Source organism: Algoriphagus confluentis (genome assembly GCF_036245625.1).
Classification (GTDB): Bacteria; Bacteroidota; Bacteroidia; order Cytophagales; family Cyclobacteriaceae; genus Algoriphagus; species Algoriphagus confluentis.
Genome location: NZ_BTPD01000017.1, coordinates 12032 through 32480, shown reverse-complemented (window position 1 = coordinate 32480; position 20449 = coordinate 12032). Strand labels below are relative to the sequence as shown.

Genomic DNA, 20449 nt, shown 5'->3' with positions numbered 1-20449 from the left:
TTACTGGCAATTGCCGCTAAACCATTCCTTTTTCTCTCGGGCATTGGGATACTTGACTGTCACATCTGCCGTCCAGCTATCGCCCTGACTTTGGATCGTGAAAAAGGAAAGGACAGGGAAATTGCCATTGTACTTTTGGGTTTCGGCGATCTTTTGTAGGCTTAGCTCATTTCCCGATGAGTCGTAGGTGAAAACAAAAAAAGCCTGTCTGTCCATGCCGTTGGACTGATAGCGGGATACACGAAGGACAGCCTTGTTGCCATTGGAGCAGTTGCAGATTCGTCCGATGGCCATTTCCTGAGGATTACCGATTCTGAACTGTTCCGTACGTACAAAGTCCAGATTGGTCACGTCCACACCGGTGATGGTCTCGTAGTTGAGCTGATAGGTGGGGGGAAGGTTGACAAACTTGGAGATGTATTCTCCATACCAAGAGGGTTTCAGAGCTTTTTCCTGCTCTTTTCTTGCCTTTTCTTCCTCGAGATAATTATTGCGTTTTTCATCCTTTTTAGCCAGATAGGTGGACTTGGATTCGGAGAAGGCAATGGTTCCTGTTTTTTCGCAGGAAGTCCTTGTCTTTTTTGCTAAATAATGCTGGAATACAGGCTTTGCCCGATCTGCGTCTTTTTCAGCAAAATATAAAATCCACACGTGGTCCTTCGTAGCTCCATACGTGGAGAATGGGAAGTTTCCGCAAAAGCTTTCTTCCGGGAAATAAGACTGGGCTGCGTTGCCTTTCAGACGTTTGCCTTCTCCTTTTCCCGGCTCGATGAAGTATCTCCATTCGACTTGTTTTCCTTCAGGGGCCTTGCTATCCCATGCATAAAGGGTTACCATTCCCGGGGGAAGGTGTTCATCTTTCCAGAAGGCATTTCCCGGAAGCTCGGTATCTACGGCCGGTTTAGGGATCATTTCACCGATATCCAGATACCTGAAGGTCTGATCCCGGGTGAAATAGATATAGCGGTGGTCGTTGCTGATGGAAGCTTTGTTGATAAACTCCTTGGACAAAAACTGAATATTGGAGACGTTTCCCTCCTGCTTCACCCGAAAGAATCCCTGGTACTGTCCCTCCGAAAAAAAGACCATCCAACCCCGGGTATCGTATCCGAGGATTTGCTTGACTTGGTGGTTTTGGAAGTCGGGAAAGAGCTCTTTGTCTCCAATTTCCATCACAAATCTTCGATAGGAGTTTTTCACCTGAAACACAAACTCACTCAGGTCCGGAGCAGCATCGATAAATTTGAAGTCGCTGAATGCAATCGGCTGTCCGTCAAAAGTCAAGGGGAAACTTTGCACTACCTGTTCGGTGGAGGTATCCCAAAGTGTCACCCGGTCATGGCCCACGATGAGAACTTGGGTTTGATCGGAGTTGAACTCTATCCCCAGATTATTTCTTTCATACCACTGATGAAGATCCTGAGCCTGAAGAGAACATACGATCAGACCCAGTTCGAAAAATAGAATCGCTCTCATGGGCTTACATATTTCGGATTACCTCGTCCTTCTTGAAGTAGCCCTTTTTGCGGATGGATCCATCCTTATTGAACCAAAAGCCCAAGCCCTCCCGCATGTTCTTTTTCCACATACCGATATAGACAGAACCATCGTTGGCGTAGCTGTACTTGCCAAAACCTTCCCGGTCCCATCCGTCCATGGATCCCAAATACATGCTGCCGCTGGGGAAAGTATGAATGATCGGTGTGCTTGGGCTTTCCTTTTTGAAAAATCCCATAGCCAGCTGCTTTCCGGAGGTCTGATAGATTCCAAAAGCGTCGATGCAGTTTCCGACGCAGTTGGGTCGATTGGAAAGTTTACCAAGGTATTCGGTATCTGCATTTTTCCGGGGTTCACCGTCTTTGTACACTCTTGCCCAGTCGAGATTTTTCCCTATCATCTGAAAAGCGTTTCCGTTCAGATTGCCATTGACCATTTCTGCAAGAAAAAGCTGTCCGGAATGCGGTACTTCCATGATTTGAACTAGCTCAGCTTTTCCTTCGAGGTTGAAATAAGTGTAGAATTTAGTTCCGTCAGGATGGACATGGTAATTGGGGCCGATCATTTTATCCCCGAGGGTAAATCCATAAATAGTCCCACCTTTTCCGTCATCCATTTGGAGAAATTCCACTCCCGAAAGTTCTTTTTCGGAGACTTGGGCTTGGAGAGAAAAGAAGGAGAAAAGACAGATCAGAATCAGAACGAGGCGTTTCATGGTGATGGTTTTTATTGAGACTTAAAAATCCATCACGGGTAAAAAAAATGCCATACGACAAATGCCCTATTCCTTAGAGTAAATGGAAGTCATTCCGGCTATGAGAAAATATCCCTATTAAATAATCAGCTCGAAATACGCTAAAACTGCTTCAAATAAGTGATTTTTGAAATCAAAGACTGATTGTTCACCGGGCTTTCTTGGAAGCTACTTTCATTAAAGACTAAGAAAAGAAAGCTAAGCGGTGCGAATTCCCAGCTTCCACGGACGTTGATCCGGGCACTTTTGGTCAAGGAGTTGTATTGATAAAAACCCGAAAGCTGCAATCGGGGATTGGCAGCCACGCGAATTCCGGCGGTCCACAAGTCTGCTGTGAAATCCGTCCTGTTTTCCCCGAAATCCTCAAATGCATTATGCTCTATACTAAAGTCCAAAGCGAAATAAGGACTTGGAGCCACTCTTCCTCCGACTGTCAAGGAATTGAGACTGCCATCGTAGTAGCTTCCGGTGGTAAACTCAGAGTTAAGAGATAGTTTTTTGGATTGGTCTGTTCGATAAACAAATTCATGCCGGATAAACTCATATTGTCCCGCCGGAATAGTTTGCCCGAGGATGTCAAAAGAGAAATCAAAGTTCTGCCAAGTAGGAGTGATGGTGTAAGTTATCAACCCATTTGTTTTGGTAATGATGTAGATCGGGAAAACATCCACACTGACTTCCTGAGTCGCCAAGGTGGAAGCCGTCTGATACCAGTTCACAAAAAAGCCAGGATCAGCCCTTCGCACCCATTTGGAAAGCCAACCTCTGGCCGGTCTCCAGATGTAATAGCCTCCGGGATTGTGATAGATGACATTTTGGGCAAAGACAAAGCCCATTCCAGGATGGTATTTTTGATCTACATACCGGGTAAGCCATCCGGCGTAAAAATTATTGGGCGTATATCCTGCAAAAAAAGAGGCGGCTACACCCATGCTGTCGGAGTTGTTTTGACGGGAACCTGAGACCAAATAGCTGATTGTCAATTCATCTTTGGGACGGATAAATCCATCTACGGTGACGGTGGTGTTGGACTGTTGGATTCGTCCATTTTCCGGATCAGCTTCGTCAATTCTCTGTGTAAGCATAACGCCGATGTTGTTTTGCTCACCGTAGTTTTTGAGATAGCGGGCCACCCCAAAATTGACCGCAGACTGAAAGGGGGTACCTCGTTGATGAACATAAAGTCCAGCGAGGCTTCGCTCCTGATTTCTGTCTGTAAATCGCACCCCTGCATCAATGGGCACTGGATCAGCATTGAATTGGGAGTTAGATAATCCAATAGTCCGGCTGAAAAAGGGTCGGATATCTTCATTATCCGCTCCGGCATAGACTCCGTTATTTTCCAGGAAAAACTGTCTCCTTTCCGGGAAAAAGACATTGAATCGGGTGAGGTTGTTGACTGCCCGGTCCACATCTGCCTGCGCAAAGTCTGTATTGAAGGTCAAATCGAGAACCGAACTCGGGGACACGGCCCATTTGACTTCACCACCGGCTTTCCATTCAGTAGATTGGGTAGATACTCCCTGATTATCTACTTGCCTATTGACCTGAGCCAAACCATAGGGTTGGATTCGGATATTGACAGAAGGGGGAGGGAGTTCCAAACCTTTCAAATCGGCCGCATAGGTCATTCGATATGGAGTAAATGCCTGCGGAATGGCAGGAGTAACAGAAAACTCATATTTCCTTCGCGCCAATCTTGCCACAGTAATTCCCCAGGTAGGATCATCTGACTCTGTGTACCGAAGGCTTTTGAACGGAATCGCCATTTCGACAAAGTAGCCTGAGTCCATTAAAGAGGTTCGGACTCTCCACAAAGCATCCCAGTCGTTGTCAATGAGACTATCGTCAAAAATTTGTGCATCCCGCTGATTTCCCAAGGGAGTAGACTGAAAGCTGACCGCAAATCGCTTCAGTTGCTGAGGATCGAGCTGTACCAAAAAAATGTCATTCTCTCCAAACCGGAAATCTCTACGAAGATCCTGAACCCGAATCCCTTTTTTTCCCAAGGAATCGGCACAGAATGCCCCGATATATAGATTGTTCTCGTCAAAAAGAATCCGGACCTGGGTGGGAAATTCAACCTGCCCTCCCTGTCGGGGTTCGAGCATAAAAAAGTCCCCATAGTAAGATGTCTGCTTCCAATCCTCTTCATCCAATTTGCCATCCAGAGTGATTTTTCCTTTTGCCTTGGTAGCTTGCATGATAGGCGCTATTTCAGGTGGAGGAAAGTTTTCAGCATTTTGAGCTAGGATATTGGAAAAAGGAGATGCCAACCCTATGAGAATTGCTGCCAGATGTTTACTCAATTTTTTCATTCCAGAGCTTTTCTGGTCTCAAGAAATATCCCCTCATCCACTACGACTCCCTCCCACTCCTGAGTGAAAATCTGATAGTGAAGCTGCTCGGCTTTTTGGGTAATTTTTTCCTTGAATTGCTGGTAAGCGTCATAATCCGTACGGGCCAGATGACTCATTCGATGATGGAAAAAAGACACGGGATTTATCGGAAACCAAGCTCTTGCTCGGGATACTTTTTCAGCTTGGACGGAATCCAATTTCTGAGTTACCTCTGTGAGATATTCCCTATAAGCTGTCATATAGATCCCTTCCAGAGCTCTTTCCGTCCTCAAGCTATCCGAAAGGTCTCGGTTCAGGGCTGAATACTTTTCTAAGACTTTTGCTTTGGTGGGTTCAAATTCCTGCTCATAGATTTCTGTTCTTCCGCTTCGCTTGGCGTCGATCATTTCCAGTGAAAGAGTATTGGGAAACTGCAGGGCTAGGGCCTGCTGTATCGCTCCGGGGATAAGGAGGGCAAAAAGAATCCAAGCCAAGAAGGAAATCAAAGCCTGCCCGGTCTGATGAAGTCGGAACTCGGAAAGGAAAAACAATAAAACCAGCCAAAAGAAAAGGTAAAGGCCAGCCCAAAAGCCCATGGTGCCGATTTCTGCAACCGAAGCTTTCCTATCTCCCATGACCCAGCCAATCAGAAGAAGCAGACCCAGCAGGATCAAAAAGAAGAGAGCCAAGGCAATAAATCGTTGGATTTTCCATTTTTTCCCATTCCCCAGGGTCTCGATCAGCTTGTGGAGCTGTACTTCACGCTCAAAACTTCCAATTTGCATGGTACAGGCAATCAGAACCAAGGGTAAAAGATAAATCCACATCAGTCCAAAGTCCAGACTGCCTAAAGAAATCCGTTCTGGGTTGCTGATCTCAGCTGCCAAATCATGGTCGTAGGGAGAGCTGAACACAGAGACCCGCTTGAAAAAAGGAAAGGATTCAGCCTGACCCACCGAGAATACCATCAAGGGACTAGGACTCAAGCCCACCAAAGGCTGCAAATAGACTAAATAAGCATAAAAAGGAGTCCGAATATTTACCCAAGGACGATTCTCAGGGCCTACTTTCCCTTCTTGATAAAGCTGGAGTGCCTCACTAATCTGATTTTCGGATTCCGATTGAAGTTGGGTCAACATCTCATTTTGATGCAGGTAAACTTGCCGTCCCTTGTACATGCCATAGACAGAGGCCAATAGAAATACGACAAGGATGCTTTTCAGAAATGGGGAGGAAAGAATACTCCTCCATTCCCAATGAATCGCTTGATTCAACTTCATAGGGCAGAGATTTTAGGTTGAACCCGGACGATTCCTACTGTCAATAAGCCGATCCAGGCAAAAAGCAATAACAAAGAAGGAATCTGTTGACGGATCAGGTCAAAGAAGGAGGGTTCCGTATACTGAAAGTCCGCGATGGAATTGAAAAACGCCTGATCTTCTTTGTACCCCCAGTCTCCCGTTCGCGACCCTCCGTAAGCATGCCGCTCATTGAGTGTGCGGATGAAAACCCGGCGGTAATCCTCAGCTTCCTGCAGAAAATCGACCTGATGGAAATTGTCGGTGCCGGCAGCCCCCATGCTCAGACTCTGAAGGTTTCCAAAGGGATTGGGAAGAGATGCCCATTGTACCCAACTTTTTTGCTTTTGCATCTGCTCATGGAGTTCTCCGAAATGCTTATCCCAGACCTGATTGCCAAATTCCTCATCAGCCTGCATCAGCAATCCGTCAAAATTGATCGGAAGCTCGTCCTTGGAGGTAACTCCGTAGGCCTGAAGTACACTGTCTTCGAGGGATTTGAGGGCTTCCTCTTCAGGATTGTGCCCGTCAAGCAGTGCACTGCGATCGGCTTTCATGCTTTCTGCAAATCCAACACGATCCGGCAAAGGATATAGAATTCCTGCCACGGAATAGGTGACTTTGGGATAGAAAATGACCCATACAATCCAGATTCCGAGAAGCCAAGAAAGTGCGGTGTAGGATTTGGTCGTTTTCGAACTCAGCCAAAGTGCCAGGCCAATCACTATCCAATAAAAAAGTCCATAACCCAGAATCAAAAGAAAAGCCCTTGCCAGAATGGGTGTGGAGAAACCCAGTAACCCCATCTGAATTCCCAATGTGAGCAAAACAAAGCCCATCCCAGGAATCCAAAGACTCCAAAGTTTGCCATAGAGAATCTGAGAATAGGGCACTCCCTGTACCAGCAACAGCCGTAATCGGTCTGCATCCCGCTCGCCCCGCACGGATTGGAAGGCAAAAAGCAAGAGTAAAAGAGGGAGGATGATTTGAAGGATCAAAGCAGGCCGTAGCTTCCCAAAACGGGAAAGAAGGTCTCCCTGAGCTGCATCGCTTTGCACCAGTTCGTTTTGCCGGTGGCCTTCCAGGTAGAGGGTTCTTCCCACATAGCCATTTACTCCTTCGTCAAAAGCCGTGAGCGCATGATTTTTCTTAAACACATAGGTTCCGTAGTGTGCAGCAGAGTGAGGATTGCTCGGACCCATGGATTCCCATTGTTGACGGAGATGGGTCTTAGCTTCTGCCTCCATCCGGGCTACTACCCGATACTCCTCCAGACCAGCCCAAGCAGTGAATCCAAGGGCTGCTGCCAGTACGAGTAAGACAAAAACCATCCCCGGCGTTCGGAGGAGGTTTTTCCATTCGGTAGATAGGATTGATTTCATCTGTTTATAATTTGTTTTTCATTTGCCACATGGAATGCCCTGGATAATCATTCCCCTGTGTGAGAAGCATTTTCTTATGGGCATTTCATCTGTTTATTATTTGTTTTTCATTGGTCAGATAGCTTGTCCCGAACTCGATTCGGGAGAATCTCGCATGGATTATAATCCTCCCTCTGTGTGACGCTTTCGTCAGGCTTTCTGCCTCAGACAGGCTCGATTTCATCTGATTATGATTTTTCTTAAAGGCAACATGGAATCTCTACCTGTTGCTGACAGGCTCGATTTCTGGCTATTCGACGATTCCTTGATAGATAAGCTCCAGGTCATTGGCAGTGACCTCGCTGGCATTGACAATTTTTTTCAGTTCTCCATTCTTGAAAATCCCCACCCGGTCGGCCGTCTCTTTGACCCGAAAAAGATCATGGGACACCATCAAAACAGTGGCGCCTTGAGAGGCCACTTTTCGGACTAATTGGGATAATTCCGCACTGGAAAGCGGGTCCAATCCACTAGCCGGTTCATCCAAAAGCAGGAGTTTTGCCTTCTTGGAATAGGCGATAGCCACCCCGACCTTTTGGCGCATGCCTTTGGAGTAAGTTGATATGGGCGAGTCATGGGCTTTCTCCTGAAGGCCCGCTTCGAGCAAAAGACTCTGGAGTTGATCTTGAGAGTAATTGATCCCTGCCAACTGAGAGAAATAAGCCAGGTTTTCTTTCCCGGAGAGATGAGGATAGAGTTGAACATTTTCGGGAATGAAAGCCAGCCTTTTCCGAACTTCTTTTAAGTTTTCAGTGACGGTGTATCCATCCACAGAAATGCTTCCTTCGTCCGGTTTTTCGAATCCCAATATCATATTTAAAGTAGTGGTTTTGCCAGCACCATTAGGGCCTAATAGGGCGAAAACCTCGCCCTCTGACACATTGAGGGAAAGCTGATGGACAGCCGTATGCTGTTTGAATTTTTTGGTTACTCCCTGAATTTCAAGCATGAATGACTAGTTGTGAAGTGAAAACGCAATAAAGTTGCAAAAAAATCTGAAGCGGAATAAGATTTGATCGTATTTTTCGCAACTTTGTTGCAAAATTTATACAAATGCATCTTTTCAAACGCTTTGTCTTGCTTTTCCTTATGCTGTCTGTGGGAGCTGCCGAAAGCCAAACCTTGCCCAAGAAAGATTTATGGGCACTGTTTCAGCAGGTGCCTTTCAAAGAAAAGCTTAACCGGGATTTCGGGCTTTATTTTTTCTACCCGGAGTTTACCGAAGAGCTGAAAGTACTAAAAGGAAAAGAGGTCGTATTAAAGGGATTTTACATTCCTCTGGACCTTCAGTCCAGTCAAACGATTATCCTATCCAAATACCCCATGGCCGAATGCTTCTTTTGCGGAGCTGCAGGACCTGAATCTGTCGCCGTGGTCTATCTCGAAGCCAAACCTCCCCGAATGAAAGTCGATCAAATCGTGGAGGTCAGAGGAATTCTTGATCTAAATGCCACAGATGTGGAAGAAATGACCTTCATCATCCGAAATGCCACTATTATCTGAGCGATTATGAAAAAACTACCTGTAACTGTATTGAGCGGCTTTTTGGGAGCCGGAAAAACCACCCTGCTCAACCATGTCCTACACAATAAGGAAGGAATGAAAGTAGCCGTCATCGTCAATGACATGGGCGAAATCAATGTGGATGCACAAATCATTCAGCAGGGGAATACGCTGTCTAGGACGGTGGAAAAACTCGTGGAGATGAGCAATGGCTGCATCTGCTGTACGCTTCGGGAGGACTTGATGGAAGAGGTAGGCAAGCTGGCCAGAGAAGGAAGGTTTGACTACCTACTGATCGAAAGCTCCGGGATATCAGAACCCTTGCCAGTGGCCCAAACTTTCACTTTCGTGGACGAGCACGGCAAGGCCATTCTGGGGGATGTGAGTCAGCTGGATACCTTGGTGACCGTGGTGGATGCGTTTAACTTTCCGAAAGACTTTGGGAGTGGAGATACCGTTTGGACCCGACAGATGAACGATGACCCGGAAGACCAACGGTCCATTGTGAATCTGCTCACTGATCAGATCGAATTTGCCAATGTGATTTTGCTGAATAAGTGTGACTTGGTACCTCAAGAGCAAGCCGAAGAGCTTGAAGCGATTATCCGAAAACTTAACCCCCGTGCTCAGGTCATCCGAACTGAAAAGGGTCAGGTTGGACTGGATCAAATCCTCAATACCGGCTTGTATGATGAGGCCCTAGAGGCATCTTCCGCAGCCTGGATGGAGGAATTGGAAAAGGAACATACTCCCGAAACAGAGGAATACGGGATCAGCAGCTTTGTTTTTCGGGACAAAAGACCATTTCATCCTCAGCGTTTTTGGAACTACATCCAGTCAGATTGGCCGGCATCGATTATCCGAAGCAAAGGCTTGTTTTATATCGGGTCCCGGATGAATGAAGCCATTTCTTGGTCTCAGGCTGGAGGCAGTCTCAAGGCCGAACCTGCGGGCGTATGGTGGGCTTCGATGCCTTTTCAGCAGCGGATTCGCTATGCTTCCTATTTGGATAATCAGCAATGGATTGAATCCCGATGGGACAAGCGCTTTGGGGATCGGATGAATGAGCTGGTTCTCATCGGGCAATATCCCGAAGTGGGTAAAATCACATTTGAATTGACAGCCTGTCTGATGACTGACCGGGAGTTGGATTTGCTGGAAAAAGGGGCGAAAATCCAGGATCCTTGGCCGTTTTGATAAAATGTATCGTAGGAAAAAAAGTTGGATTACTTTTCGTTTTCGGAAAAGTAATCCAACCTTTCCTTGAATTGAGGTGCGCCGGAGCTGATTTTAAAAGTCAGCCATTTGGGTATTTTTCTCCAAAATCAATTCATGAATGGCATCCCAGAGGCCAATTCTTTTCTCCAAAGACTCTTTGGCAACGTCAAGGACTTCTTTCCACTTTTCCTGGTCATTTCCGCATAGTGTTGCGATCAACTGCAGGGAAAGCGGTCCATGCTCATCTCCATCCAGCTCGATGTGTCGCTGCAGATAGTAGTTTAGCTTGGTGTAGCGGGTATTTTCCGCATCTGAATTTTTGAGGATCTCCAAAAACATATCCGGAATCAAGTCCTCTCTTCCAAAAGTAAAGGCGGAGGCTATTTTATGAGTTTGGCCAGTTTCGATGACGGAAAAGGTGTAATTGACAAAGTCTTTGACTTTGGAGCCAATCTCCAACTCATCCAGAGCAACTGCTACAGAATGACCTGACTGAACTTGTTTTATCAGATGTCGGATATTTTCAGTATTCGCTTCGAGCTGGTCCATAGCCTCGAGGTACATTTCAAAGTGGCTTTTTGCTTCCCCCAATTCATTGAGGTCACTTTCTTCTCCGTGAACGATTTCGTTGATGAATCGAGCCAAACTGGCATTTGGAGCGGGCACCCATGGGGTTTGCACGGTTGTGATTTTTAGCTGAAGTGCCTTAAGGAGGGACATGAAATCCCAAACCGCATAGACGTGATTTTCCATGAAAGTCCGTACATCTGCAATTTGACGGAGCTGCTCGTACATGGGGTGGTTTCTGAGTTGATTTCTTAAGTCTAGAATTTCATTTTCTATGAACTCAATCTGATTCATGGGTTATTATGCTTTTTTACGGGTGATTTACGATAAAGAATCGAATTTGGATTGGCTTTAAGAGCCGATATGGGTTGTTTTAGTGCCAACTTTACGTGCAATGAGTTTGTTTTTCCATTGCGATTTCATCCTGAATCCGGACAGTATTTTTCCCTCGGTATTATTTTTTGAGGATTTTTGGAGCTCATTTCAGTTCAAGACTTAATCAGACTTTTCTATCTTGACACAAAACCTACCTCATGGTGCTTTCCATCGTCTTCGCAGATTTTCAGCTCTACCTGGCCGATTGGTTCTTCCTGTTTTTTCACTCCGGGTTGATTCTTTTCAATCTAATTGGATGGATTTGGAGAAAAACACGAAAAGCACATTTGATCACCATAAGTCTGACTTTACTCTCGTGGGGGTTTTTGGGGATTTGGTATGGTTGGGGCTACTGCCCTTTGACGGATTGGCACTGGCAAGTCTTGGAGAAACTCGGCACTCCCAACCTGCCCAACTCCTATATCAGCTACCTGCTCGACCGGATCTTTGGCTGGAAGCCTGATCAAAAATGGGTAGATGGCGGGACACTGGGCTTAACACTTTTGGCCTTTGGGATGTCGATTTGGGTGAATTGGAAAAAAGCTAGAAGTGACGACCGACAGTAGGGATGAGTAATAAATCTCACCGATTTATCAGTCTTTTCAATCTTCGGCATCAATCCCAAGCGCTGAAGGGGTCCATTCTTAGCTTGGAAGCCTAAAATTCAAAGAAATTAATTTCCTGGATACCAGTTTCTCAGACGTACCTCTACACCGGGGGCTGAGGCATTGACCAGAGATTTGAATTTTTCGACGTCGCTCAATCCTTCGGTTCCCCGATAATGATACGGATATACCATCTTTGGCTGGAATTCTGCCACCGCACTGGCAGCTTGCTCCACATCCATGGTGTACGGAAGGTTCATGCAGACAAAAGCTGCATCAATTCCCGTTAAGCCACGCATTTCCGGAATGTCCTCAGTATCACCGGAGAAGTATAATTTCTTTCCTCCCAACTCAACTACATACCCGTTTCCTCTGCCTTTGGGATGACGGCTGTCGGCAGTTTCAGGAAGGTTGTACATGGGAATGGCAGTAATTTTTGCGCTGGAAAAATCTGTGGAAGAATCATTACCCAAAACGACTACGGACTTGTATTTTCCTGCAGGAAGCTTCTCAGATACGGCCTGAGGGGCAATGATGGTGGCTTGGGAAAGGTCCAGACCATCCAAGGTTTCCTGATTGTGGTGATCGCCGTGAATGTCAGTGATCAGTACCAAATCAGCAGGTTTTTGCCCTTCAAAACCCTTGGCTCCTCCATAAGGATCCACATAAATGGTCAGGTCCTGATAGGAAACCACCAAAGTGCCGTGGAGGATGGGTTGGATGCTAATATTGCCGTTTTGGGCAGGAATTTGATCTTGGGCAAATGATTTTCCAAGGCAGAAAATCAAAAGAAGAGTCAGTAGCTTTTTCATGGGTGTTTTTTTAAATAACCTGAATACTGCGAAGAGGTTTTTTTGTGGATCAAGATTGATCCACTGCTAGAATGGTGTGGAGGAGCACATTTGCCCCATTTTCCATGTCTTCTGCTTTGGTAAATTCATTGTAAGAATGACTGATGCCTCCCACGCTGGGCACGAAGATCATCCCCACCGGAGCGATCAAAGCCATCTGCTGGGAATCGTGACCTGCTCCACTTTGCATCTGTTTGGTAGAAAGTCCCAACGCAATCGCTGCCGCATTGATTTTTTGCTGCAAAGAAGAGTCTGTCAGAGCTGGAAGATTGAAGCTGGGTTCCCGACGAAAGGAGATGCTGGTTTGGGTTTCTGCGGCGATTTCTTTGGCTTTCTTTTCGATAGCTGCCAGGATCTCCTCGATTTTGTCAAAGGAAAGATCCCGGATTTCCAATCCAAGAATGACTTTTCCCGGTACCACATTATAGGCTCCCGGATGGGCTTCTACTTTTCCGACCGTTCCCACTTGATTGCCAGGCATGGCTGTGACGATTTCATTGACTGCGACAGTGAGCTTGGAGGCGGCGAGCATGGCGTCTTTTCTCAGTTTCATGGGAGTGGTTCCGGCATGGTTGGCAAAACCTTCCACTAGCACTTCCACATCCAAAATCCCCACAATTCCTTCCACAACTCCGATTTGCAGACCTTCGGCATCCAAGATTCCTCCCTGCTCGATATGCAATTCCAGCCAAGCATGGACCTCGCCTTTTTTCCGCTCGGCGCTTTTAATGTCCTCGGGATTTCCACCTATGGTGCGGATTCCTTCAGCCATCTCGAGGCCGCTTTGGCTGATTTGCTTTAGACCTTCGGGAGTGAGTTTTCCGACCATGGCTTTGCTTCCGATCAGGCCTCCTTCCTCATTGGCAAAGATGATTACCTCCAGAGGGTGCTCGGTTGTGATCTTATTTTCATTCAGGATTTCAATCACTTCCAGAGCCGCCAAACTTCCCAAAGTCCCGTCATAATTACCCCCATCCGGGACCATATCGATATGCGAACCGAAGCCAATGGGTTTCAAGCTGGGATTTTTCCCTTCCCGTCTTCCGATGATATTTCCTCCGGCATCGATTCGGGGATTCAAGCCAGCCTTTTCCATCAAGTCCATAAACCATTTTCTCCCCTCCACATCTCCAGTAGTGTAAGCCACCCGGAATCCATGCCCTCGCTCATCCTGCCCAAATTTGGCCAGTTCGGCGATGCGGTCCACGATGCGTTGCCGATTGACTTTGGGGAGATTGGCGAAAAAGGGATTTGCTTCGAGGACCGGCAAGCCAAGGGCAGAAAAGCCCAAACTTGCCAAGGCAGTTTTCTTTAAAAAAGATCTACGACTCATGGGGTAAGAATTGGTGGTGCAAGAAGTTAAGATTTTTTTGAGGAGAATTATGATTTGTGTAAAAAAATGGATTTACTCTGTAGGGGAGTCCGCTGGTAAATTTGGCTCCTCGTAGAACTTTTAAGTTGATAAGGTAAGGCAATATTTAATTCCCGGAAATAAAAGGGCGTAGAGGAAAGCTATGCTTAGGAGGGATAATTTTCCTTTCAGATAATCCAAAACCACAGGAGCTAAAGTCGAATTGCTTATTCCCTTTTTTTGGCAAAAGCTGCTCAATAGCCAAACCTCTAATTCTTTAGCTCCCTTGCTAGCATTGCAGGAGCGGCAACACAAAGCAATATTCTCTGGGCCATTAATCCGAATATCATTGATAATATGCTCCCAAGAGGGTTTTGATCTGGTAGAACCATCGGAATCGTGAAAAGATACTCCGCAATAAACGCAGGCTAAATCCCTTGCCTTCACTAATTCTTCTACCTCTTTTGGAATTCCCCAACGGTTAGGCATTTGATAGACCCTTATTTTTTCAACATTCTATTCCTTGAATTTTTCGAAATAATTCAGATCAATCTCATATACAGTTTTGGGTTTTAAACCCAATTGTACCTTTTCAAACATTTGAACGAGTTTATTTCCGTCAACAAGTTCAATAGGTGGTGCCCCTTCCCTGTTTGCCTCTTTTTCAGCTTCTTTTGTGAAAGTACCAGTGGTCAGAATTATCCCTTTTTCGGCTCTTCCTAACATTGAATTTCTAAAATCTCCCACTTGTGACCTAGAAACTGAGCCCTCGTAACGTTTACATTGGAAGATGACTTTAAAACTTACAAATGGATTGATTTCCAAAACCCCGTAGCCATCGATTCCTCCATCATGTGACTTACCAGTTACCTCCACTTTTTCAAAATTGTGTTCTCTCAATAGCTCTTTACAAATATTTTCAAATCCCTTAGGGGATAAAGATTTTAATACTGAAAGCAGGTTGGCCTCGGCAGGAATTTCAATAGTTTCTGGTGAATCCTCTTCTTGGTCCTCAATTATTTCTTCCTTGGTTTTCGTTTTTCTGGCCTTTTGATTGATTTCAACCCATTTCAAAAATAGTTTATGGGCAGCAGCATAATCCAAATTGGTATTTCTTCCTCTTTCAGTCAGTTTCCAAGTTCCCCTAACACTTGAGTCAAGGAGTCCTTCCCAAATCAAATATTGTCTTGCCCAAGCGACTTGATTTTCAAATCTATTTGTCCCTGATTTTAAAGTCTGATCCAAAAAATCCTCTGTCAAGTTCTCTTTTTCAGCTATCTTTTCACATACCTCTTTTGGCTTTCCAGTATTCCCTAGTTCACGAAGGGCGTCCAAGACAGGACCAAACCATTTTACAAACTCAGCTTGACTTTTTCTTTTTCTCATTATTCAATTTTAAATTTTTAATCCCTAATTATTCTTCCCGTCCATCCTTCTCGATTGAATTTCCAACTAGAAAAGAATTTCAAATTACATTCAGCCCCACTACTTAGGTTTTCATTAGTCCCTTTAGGGACAGAATATTGGTAGTATGTAAGATACCGCCTCCCTTCTTCCGTCCCATTCGGGACGGGATATTTTGGCTTGAATCTTTTCTACCCACCTCCAGTGCCTAGCGGCACTTGCTATTTGAATTATCACTCATTCGCCCATTTGGATCCCCATCTATTAGGAAAATTTTTATCGGTTTACCGAATTTCATTTTTGATCAGTTTTAAATCTTGGCCATTGGTTATATCCGATTTCTGGGTTATTTGACTGGTATTTTCGAATGAATTCAATCTCTTTTTCTGCCAATTCTCTTTCTGTCGCGGTTTCAGATTCCCACAATATTTCTTTACGTACGGTATAATCCATTTGAACTTCTTTTGGTAGGTTTTCGAAATCTTTATTGATTAAATACAAATCAGGACTGCCAAAATATCTATGGCTTCCCACACTGTCTTTTCCGATATAGATTTTATTGGTAGGGTAGGTTATCTTGTAGATTTGTTTCATCCCTTAATTTTAAGTTTTATTCCTGATTAATCACCCCGTCCATGCTTCTTGATAGAATTTCAAGGCAGAAAAAATTTCAAATTACATTCAGCCCCACTGCTTAGGTTTTCATTAGTCCCTTTAGGGACAGAATATTGGTAGAATATGAGCGGACCTCTTCTTCCGTCCCATCCGGGACGGGATATTTTTGGTTTGAGCCTATACTACCCACATCCTGTGCCTAACGGCACTTACTGCTGTTGGAATATATCGTTGCCATAATCCACTCCCCGAAAAATATAACGCTGGTCAAATTCTACTTCGAATTTCTCTAACAGGGTCCTATATTCTTCCAAAAAGCTCCATTTTTTGTGATGCTCCTCCTGATTTTTGATATAATCAATAACTTGATTTATATGAGATTTGCTGTAGCTGAAGGCCCCAAATCCTTCCTGCCAAGAAAACTTCCCTTTTGTAAACTTCTTTTGGTTGATCCATTTTGAGCTGTCTCCTTTTACATCTTGCATCAATTCCGAAAGCGATTGAGTTGGCCTCATCCCGATAAGAATGTGGACATGATCAGGCATTCCATTTATCGCAAGGACTTTATGGTTGTGGTTATTTATAATCCCTGAGATATATTTATAAAGCTCATTTTTCCAAGTTTCTTGAATGATGCAATCGCGATTTTGAACAGTAAAAACCACTTGAATGTGAATTTGAGTATATGTGTTTGCCATAATTCAAAAAGTTGTTTTTCCACTTTCACTTTTTTTCATAATCATTCATTCCATACTCCTCACCCCGCCCATCCTTCTCGATCCAAACTTCTATACTGAATTGCTTCGGCGAGGTGCTCTACTTTGATGGCCTCACTTCCGGCAATATCGGCGATGGTGCGGGCGACTTTGAGGATGCGGTCATAGGCTCGGGCGGAGAGGCCAAGTCGTTCCATGGCGGTTTTGAGCAGGGCTTTTCCTGCTTCGTTGATTTGGCAGACTTCCTTGACCATGTGGGAAGGCATCATGGCATTGCAGTAGACTTCGGGATTGTTTTGGAAGCGATCTTTTTGCTTTTCTCTTCCCTGAATCACCCGCTCCCGGATAGCTTTGCTGGATTCTGCCTTGCGGGTGGAGGTCATTTCGTCAAACTTCACCGGAGTCACTTCCACATGCAGGTCAATCCGGTCGAGTAGGGGACCACTCACCTTGTTGAGGTAGCGCTGCACGATTCCAGGTCCACAGACACATTCCTTTTCCGGGTGATTGTAGTAGCCACAGGGGCAGGGATTCATGCTGGCGATCAGCATAAAGTTGGCCGGATAGTCCACGGAGACTTTGGCTCGGGAGATGGTGACCTTTCGCTCTTCGAGGGGTTGACGCATGACTTCGAGGACTGTGCGCTTGAATTCCGGGAGTTCGTCCAGAAACAATACCCCATTGTGGGCCAAAGAGATTTCCCCGGGTTGGGGATTTCCTCCTCCGCCTACCAAGGCTACGTCAGAGATGGTATGGTGAGGACTTCGGAAAGGTCTTTGGGCTAGGAGAGAGGCATTTCGTCCCAGTTTACCCGCTACGGAATGGATCTTTGTCGTCTCCAAAGCTTCCTGTAGGGAAAGCGGAGGCAAGATGGAAGGCAGGCGCTTGGCGAGCATAGTTTTCCCCGCTCCGGGAGGGCCGATCATGATCACGTTATGTCCTCCGGCTGCGGCGATTTCCATGGCCCGCTTGATATTTTCCTGACCTTGCACATCGGCAAAGTCAAATTCGTTTTCGTCCAGAGAATGATAAAAGATCTCCCGGGTATCGGTGACCAAGGGCTCGATGTCCAAATTGCCCTGGAGGAAATCCACAGCCTGATCCAAAGTCTCCACACCGATGATGTCGATGTTATTCACGATAGAGGCTTCTTTGGCATTTTCCAAGGGAAGAATAAAGCCTTTGAACCCTCTCTTTCTCGCCTCGATGGCAATGGGAAGGACCCCTTTGATCGGGCGGAGATTACCGTCCAGTGAAAGCTCGCCCATAATCACATAGCGCTCCAGTTCTGGGAAACTCACCTGTTCTGAAGCCTGCAAGATCCCCATGGCGATGGGTAGATCGTAGGCTGACCCCTCTTTTCGAATATCTGCAGGAGCGAGATTGATCACCACCTTTTGCCGGGGCATGCGGTAGTTGAAATACTTCAGGGCAGATTCTACCCGCTGCTGGGATTCCTTTACGGCTGAGTCGGGAAGACCTACCATAAAGAAGCTGGTGCCCTGTCCTACATTGACTTCGATGGTGATCAGATTTGCGTCTACTCCTGAGACGGCACTTCCAAAAGTTTTTGCAACCATAGCTTTTTCAAATAAAAAAGGAAACCGATTTGGCTTCCTTAATATAGAACTTTGCGAAAATTAAATCTTTATTGATCCGTAAAATTTTGGCGGGGCTTGATGGTCCCGCTAGGGTCTTCCTGGTTTTTTTGAGGAATGGTTTTCTTGGGTTCCTCAGACTTGGGATGCTCAAAATCGTAGATTTTTGCCTTCAATCCATTCATTTCATTCTGCATCTTTTTGATCGTGGAGTCTTGACTGCTGGTATGCATGGCAGTAGCTCCCCAAACAGCCAAGAATACAATCAAGCCGGTCAAAAACACCTTGACCATAGATTCGGGAGTGATCGGGTCCATATTGAAGGTAGCTCCCAGCGTATCAAAGAAGATGAAGAAGAGCAAGAAAACCAGAAAGAATACCAGCAGAGCCAGTTGGAGATATAATGAAAGCTTTTTCATAGGTCAAAATTAATTTTTTCTAATTTACTCAAACGGATTGAATACTGGAAAGCTTTTGGTAAAGCCCTTCTCTCTGCATCAATTCGGTATGGGTGCCTTTCTGGACGATTTTGCCTTTTTCGATGACCAAAATCTCATCCGCATGCTGGATCGTACTCAGACGGTGAGCGATGACCAAGGTGGTACGGTTGGTCATCAGTTTGGTCAAAGCCTCTTGTACCAACTGCTCTGATTCGGAATCCAATGCCGAAGTAGCTTCGTCCAGGATCAGAATGGGTGGGTTTTTCAACACGGCCCGGGCAATGCTCAAACGTTGCCTTTGTCCTCCGGATAGCTTGGAACCCCGGTCTCCGATATTGGTTTGGTAGCCGTTTTCGAGCTGGGAAATGAAGGAATGCGCATTGGCAATTTGGGCGGCTGCGATCACCTGCTCCTCAGTGGCCTCTTCGATTCCAAAGGCTATGTTGTTGTAAACCGTATCATTAAACAGGATGGATTCCTGAGTGACGATGCCCATCAGGTTTCTCAGTTCGGAAGTGGAATACTCCCGGATGTCAGTTCCGTCCAAGGTAATCTGCCCGGAAGTAGGATCATAAAATCGGGGTACAAGATCGGCCAAAGTGGACTTGCCCCCACCTGAAGGCCCCACCAAGGCAATAGTTTTTCCTTTTTCCAAGCGAAAACTGATCTTTTCCAAAACCAACTGATCCTGATAGGCAAAGCTGACCTCGTGGAATTCAATTTCTTTTTCAAAGGCCTTTAGCTTTTTGGGGTTGGCCGGGGAGTTGATCAGCTCAGGAGTGTCCACCACTTCAAAGATTCGCTCGGCTGAGGCTATCCCTCTTTGAATGCTGCTCACGGCACGGGAGATTTCCTTGGCCGGATTGAGGACTTGGGTGAAAATGATGATGTAAGTGATAAAGTCCGAGGCGCTCAAGCTGGATTCCCCACTCAGGACTAAACTGCCTCCATAGACCAGAATGCCTGCTACCACACTTACTCCCAAGAATTGGGAAATGGGAGAAGCCAGCTCGTTTTTTCGGGCCATGCTCACATTGACCCGGGAGTAATAGTCATTTTCTCCGTCAAATTTATCCTCTGTAAACCGCTCGGCATTGAAGGCCTTGATGACCCGCATGCCCCCTAGGGTTTCATCCAGAATATTCACAATTCTCCCAAGAGATTGCTGGCTTTGAATGGCCCGTTTTTTCAGGCGTTTGGTGATTCCACCGATAATGGCTCCGGAAATAGGGATAATCAGAATGGTGAAAACGGTCAGCTTGACCGACATGAAAAACAGCACTGCAAAATACAGAATGATGGTGGCAGGTTCCCGGAAAACCACTCTCAGAGACTGGACGATGGTGTTTTCCACTTCCTGCACATCGTTGGTCATTTTGGACATCAGGTCACCTTTGCGCTCATTGGAAAAGTAGCCCAAGTGGAGACGGTTGACTTTTTGGAAGATGTCCATACGCATGCCGCGAATCACTGTGGCTCTTACTTTGGCCAAAACCACCCCGGATAAGTAGGTGAAGAGATTGGAGAGGAAGACGGAAATGACGATGATAATGCAGACAAAGACCAAGGTTCCGAATTTGCCGTAGGCATCCTGCACCAATAGAAACCGATGGTAAAACAAGGAGGTGAAGTAGTCTACCGAAAGGCTGAAAGGGCCCAGACTGCGGTATTTTTCCAAAGATGCCGGCTCTACTTGCTCAAAGATGACATCAAAGAGAGGCTTGAGCAGGGTGAAATTGAGCAGGCCAAAGACAATCGCCAAAAAGGCGTAGAAAATGTAGATCGGAACAAACCTGCCAAAGGGCCGGGCATAGGAAAGAATCCGAAAGTAGGTGTTCATCTAAAAGGACGAAATTATTTAGGCCGCAAGTTACGGAAAATTAGCGGAGGGAAGACT

General features: G+C 45.8%; 18 protein-coding genes. 3 read left to right on the top strand and 15 right to left on the bottom strand.

The window, feature by feature from the left end:
- The 6 genes from AAA943_RS19645 to AAA943_RS19620 all read right to left on the bottom strand — a co-directional run bounded on the left by AAA943_RS19645 (position 1) and on the right by AAA943_RS19620 (position 8258).
- Positions 1–1476, bottom strand: a complete 1476-nt coding sequence (locus AAA943_RS19645; protein WP_338226074.1) for a hypothetical protein — start codon at positions 1474–1476, stop codon at positions 1–3.
- A 4-nt stretch (positions 1477–1480) separates the two neighbouring features.
- Complete coding sequence (locus AAA943_RS19640; protein ID WP_338226073.1) at positions 1481–2212, bottom strand: MORN repeat-containing protein; 732 nt, start codon at positions 2210–2212, stop codon at positions 1481–1483.
- 140 nt (positions 2213–2352) lie between these two features.
- Positions 2353–4569 (bottom strand): carbohydrate binding family 9 domain-containing protein, encoded by a 2217-nt coding sequence (locus AAA943_RS19635; protein ID WP_338226072.1) that lies wholly within the window; start codon positions 4567–4569, stop codon positions 2353–2355.
- Positions 4566–5870 carry a hypothetical protein gene (locus tag AAA943_RS19630; protein ID WP_338226071.1) on the bottom strand — a complete coding sequence of 435 codons (1305 nt, stop codon included), beginning with the start codon at positions 5868–5870 and terminating at the stop codon, positions 4566–4568. Before AAA943_RS19630 ends, AAA943_RS19635 begins: the two co-directional genes overlap by 4 nt.
- Positions 5867–7270: a DUF3526 domain-containing protein gene (locus AAA943_RS19625; RefSeq protein ID WP_338226070.1), complete on the bottom strand. Its 1404-nt coding sequence runs from the start codon at positions 7268–7270 to the stop codon at positions 5867–5869. Before AAA943_RS19625 ends, AAA943_RS19630 begins: the two co-directional genes overlap by 4 nt.
- Positions 7271–7559: 289 nt before the next feature.
- A complete protein-coding gene (locus AAA943_RS19620) occupies positions 7560–8258 on the bottom strand; it encodes an ABC transporter ATP-binding protein (protein WP_338226069.1) in 699 nt (232 codons plus the stop codon).
- Between the two features lie 104 nt (positions 8259–8362).
- On the opposite strand from AAA943_RS19620, the gene AAA943_RS19615 reads away from it, so the two are divergent.
- The gene (locus AAA943_RS19615) at positions 8363–8812 is read left to right on the top strand and encodes a hypothetical protein (RefSeq protein WP_338226068.1); all 450 of its coding nucleotides are present in this window, start codon (positions 8363–8365) and stop codon (positions 8810–8812) included.
- 6 nt (positions 8813–8818) lie between these two features.
- Entirely contained in the window at positions 8819–10009 is a 1191-nt protein-coding gene (locus tag AAA943_RS19610; RefSeq protein WP_338226067.1) for a GTP-binding protein, read from the top strand.
- Between the two features lie 93 nt (positions 10010–10102).
- Here the strand turns inward: AAA943_RS19610 and AAA943_RS19605 are convergent, their stop codons facing one another.
- Entirely contained in the window at positions 10103–10891 is a 789-nt protein-coding gene (locus AAA943_RS19605; protein WP_338226066.1) for a DUF3050 domain-containing protein, read from the bottom strand.
- Between the two features lie 239 nt (positions 10892–11130).
- Between AAA943_RS19605 and AAA943_RS19600 the strand changes: the two genes are divergently transcribed.
- Entirely contained in the window at positions 11131–11538 is a 408-nt protein-coding gene (locus AAA943_RS19600; protein WP_338226065.1) for a DUF2784 domain-containing protein, read from the top strand.
- Positions 11539–11645: 107 nt separating this feature from the next.
- Here the strand turns inward: AAA943_RS19600 and AAA943_RS19595 are convergent, their stop codons facing one another.
- The 8 genes from AAA943_RS19595 to AAA943_RS19560 all read right to left on the bottom strand — a co-directional run bounded on the left by AAA943_RS19595 (position 11646) and on the right by AAA943_RS19560 (position 20392).
- On the bottom strand, positions 11646–12389 hold the full coding sequence (locus tag AAA943_RS19595) for an MBL fold metallo-hydrolase (RefSeq protein ID WP_338226064.1): 744 nt from the start codon (positions 12387–12389) through the stop codon (positions 11646–11648).
- A 49-nt stretch (positions 12390–12438) separates the two neighbouring features.
- A complete protein-coding gene (locus AAA943_RS19590; RefSeq protein WP_338226062.1) occupies positions 12439–13761 on the bottom strand; it encodes a Zn-dependent hydrolase in 1323 nt (440 codons plus the stop codon).
- A 534-nt stretch (positions 13762–14295) separates the two neighbouring features.
- A complete protein-coding gene (locus AAA943_RS19585; protein ID WP_338221654.1) occupies positions 14296–15165 on the bottom strand; it encodes a restriction endonuclease in 870 nt (289 codons plus the stop codon).
- Between the two features lie 312 nt (positions 15166–15477).
- The gene (locus tag AAA943_RS19580; RefSeq protein ID WP_338226061.1) at positions 15478–15777 is read right to left on the bottom strand and encodes a GIY-YIG nuclease family protein; all 300 of its coding nucleotides are present in this window, start codon (positions 15775–15777) and stop codon (positions 15478–15480) included.
- A 230-nt stretch (positions 15778–16007) separates the two neighbouring features.
- The gene (gene tnpA, locus AAA943_RS19575; RefSeq protein WP_338226060.1) at positions 16008–16496 is read right to left on the bottom strand and encodes an IS200/IS605 family transposase; all 489 of its coding nucleotides are present in this window, start codon (positions 16494–16496) and stop codon (positions 16008–16010) included.
- A 59-nt stretch (positions 16497–16555) separates the two neighbouring features.
- Complete coding sequence (locus tag AAA943_RS19570) at positions 16556–18094, bottom strand: YifB family Mg chelatase-like AAA ATPase (protein ID WP_338221657.1); 1539 nt, start codon at positions 18092–18094, stop codon at positions 16556–16558.
- Between the two features lie 68 nt (positions 18095–18162).
- Positions 18163–18531 carry a hypothetical protein gene (locus AAA943_RS19565; protein ID WP_338221658.1) on the bottom strand — a complete coding sequence of 123 codons (369 nt, stop codon included), beginning with the start codon at positions 18529–18531 and terminating at the stop codon, positions 18163–18165.
- Positions 18532–18559: 28 nt separating this feature from the next.
- A complete protein-coding gene (locus tag AAA943_RS19560; RefSeq protein WP_338226059.1) occupies positions 18560–20392 on the bottom strand; it encodes an ABC transporter ATP-binding protein in 1833 nt (610 codons plus the stop codon).
- Positions 20393–20449: the final 57 nt, after the last annotated feature.

Coding starts and splice junctions, on each gene's coding strand:
- AAA943_RS19635 (WP_338226072.1), bottom strand. CDS start 4,569: ATGAAAAAATTGAGTAAACATCTGGCAGCAATTCTCATAGGGTTGGCA.
- AAA943_RS19605 (WP_338226066.1), bottom strand. CDS start 10,891: ATGAATCAGATTGAGTTCATAGAAAATGAAATTCTAGACTTAAGAAAT.
- AAA943_RS19600 (WP_338226065.1), top strand. CDS start 11,131: ATGGTGCTTTCCATCGTCTTCGCAGATTTTCAGCTCTACCTGGCCGAT.
- AAA943_RS19620 (WP_338226069.1), bottom strand. CDS start 8,258: ATGCTTGAAATTCAGGGAGTAACCAAAAAATTCAAACAGCATACGGCT.
- AAA943_RS19610 (WP_338226067.1), top strand. CDS start 8,819: ATGAAAAAACTACCTGTAACTGTATTGAGCGGCTTTTTGGGAGCCGGA.
- AAA943_RS19595 (WP_338226064.1), bottom strand. CDS start 12,389: ATGAAAAAGCTACTGACTCTTCTTTTGATTTTCTGCCTTGGAAAATCA.
- AAA943_RS19590 (WP_338226062.1), bottom strand. CDS start 13,761: ATGAGTCGTAGATCTTTTTTAAAGAAAACTGCCTTGGCAAGTTTGGGC.
- AAA943_RS19645 (WP_338226074.1), bottom strand. CDS start 1,476: ATGAGAGCGATTCTATTTTTCGAACTGGGTCTGATCGTATGTTCTCTT.
- AAA943_RS19560 (WP_338226059.1), bottom strand. CDS start 20,392: ATGAACACCTACTTTCGGATTCTTTCCTATGCCCGGCCCTTTGGCAGG.
- AAA943_RS19570 (WP_338221657.1), bottom strand. CDS start 18,094: ATGGTTGCAAAAACTTTTGGAAGTGCCGTCTCAGGAGTAGACGCAAAT.
- AAA943_RS19630 (WP_338226071.1), bottom strand. CDS start 5,870: ATGAAGTTGAATCAAGCGATTCATTGGGAATGGAGGAGTATTCTTTCC.
- AAA943_RS19580 (WP_338226061.1), bottom strand. CDS start 15,777: ATGAAACAAATCTACAAGATAACCTACCCTACCAATAAAATCTATATC.
- AAA943_RS19565 (WP_338221658.1), bottom strand. CDS start 18,531: ATGAAAAAGCTTTCATTATATCTCCAACTGGCTCTGCTGGTATTCTTT.
- tnpA (WP_338226060.1), bottom strand. CDS start 16,496: ATGGCAAACACATATACTCAAATTCACATTCAAGTGGTTTTTACTGTT.
- AAA943_RS19625 (WP_338226070.1), bottom strand. CDS start 7,270: ATGAAATCAATCCTATCTACCGAATGGAAAAACCTCCTCCGAACGCCG.
- AAA943_RS19585 (WP_338221654.1), bottom strand. CDS start 15,165: ATGAGAAAAAGAAAAAGTCAAGCTGAGTTTGTAAAATGGTTTGGTCCT.
- AAA943_RS19615 (WP_338226068.1), top strand. CDS start 8,363: ATGCATCTTTTCAAACGCTTTGTCTTGCTTTTCCTTATGCTGTCTGTG.
- AAA943_RS19640 (WP_338226073.1), bottom strand. CDS start 2,212: ATGAAACGCCTCGTTCTGATTCTGATCTGTCTTTTCTCCTTCTTTTCT.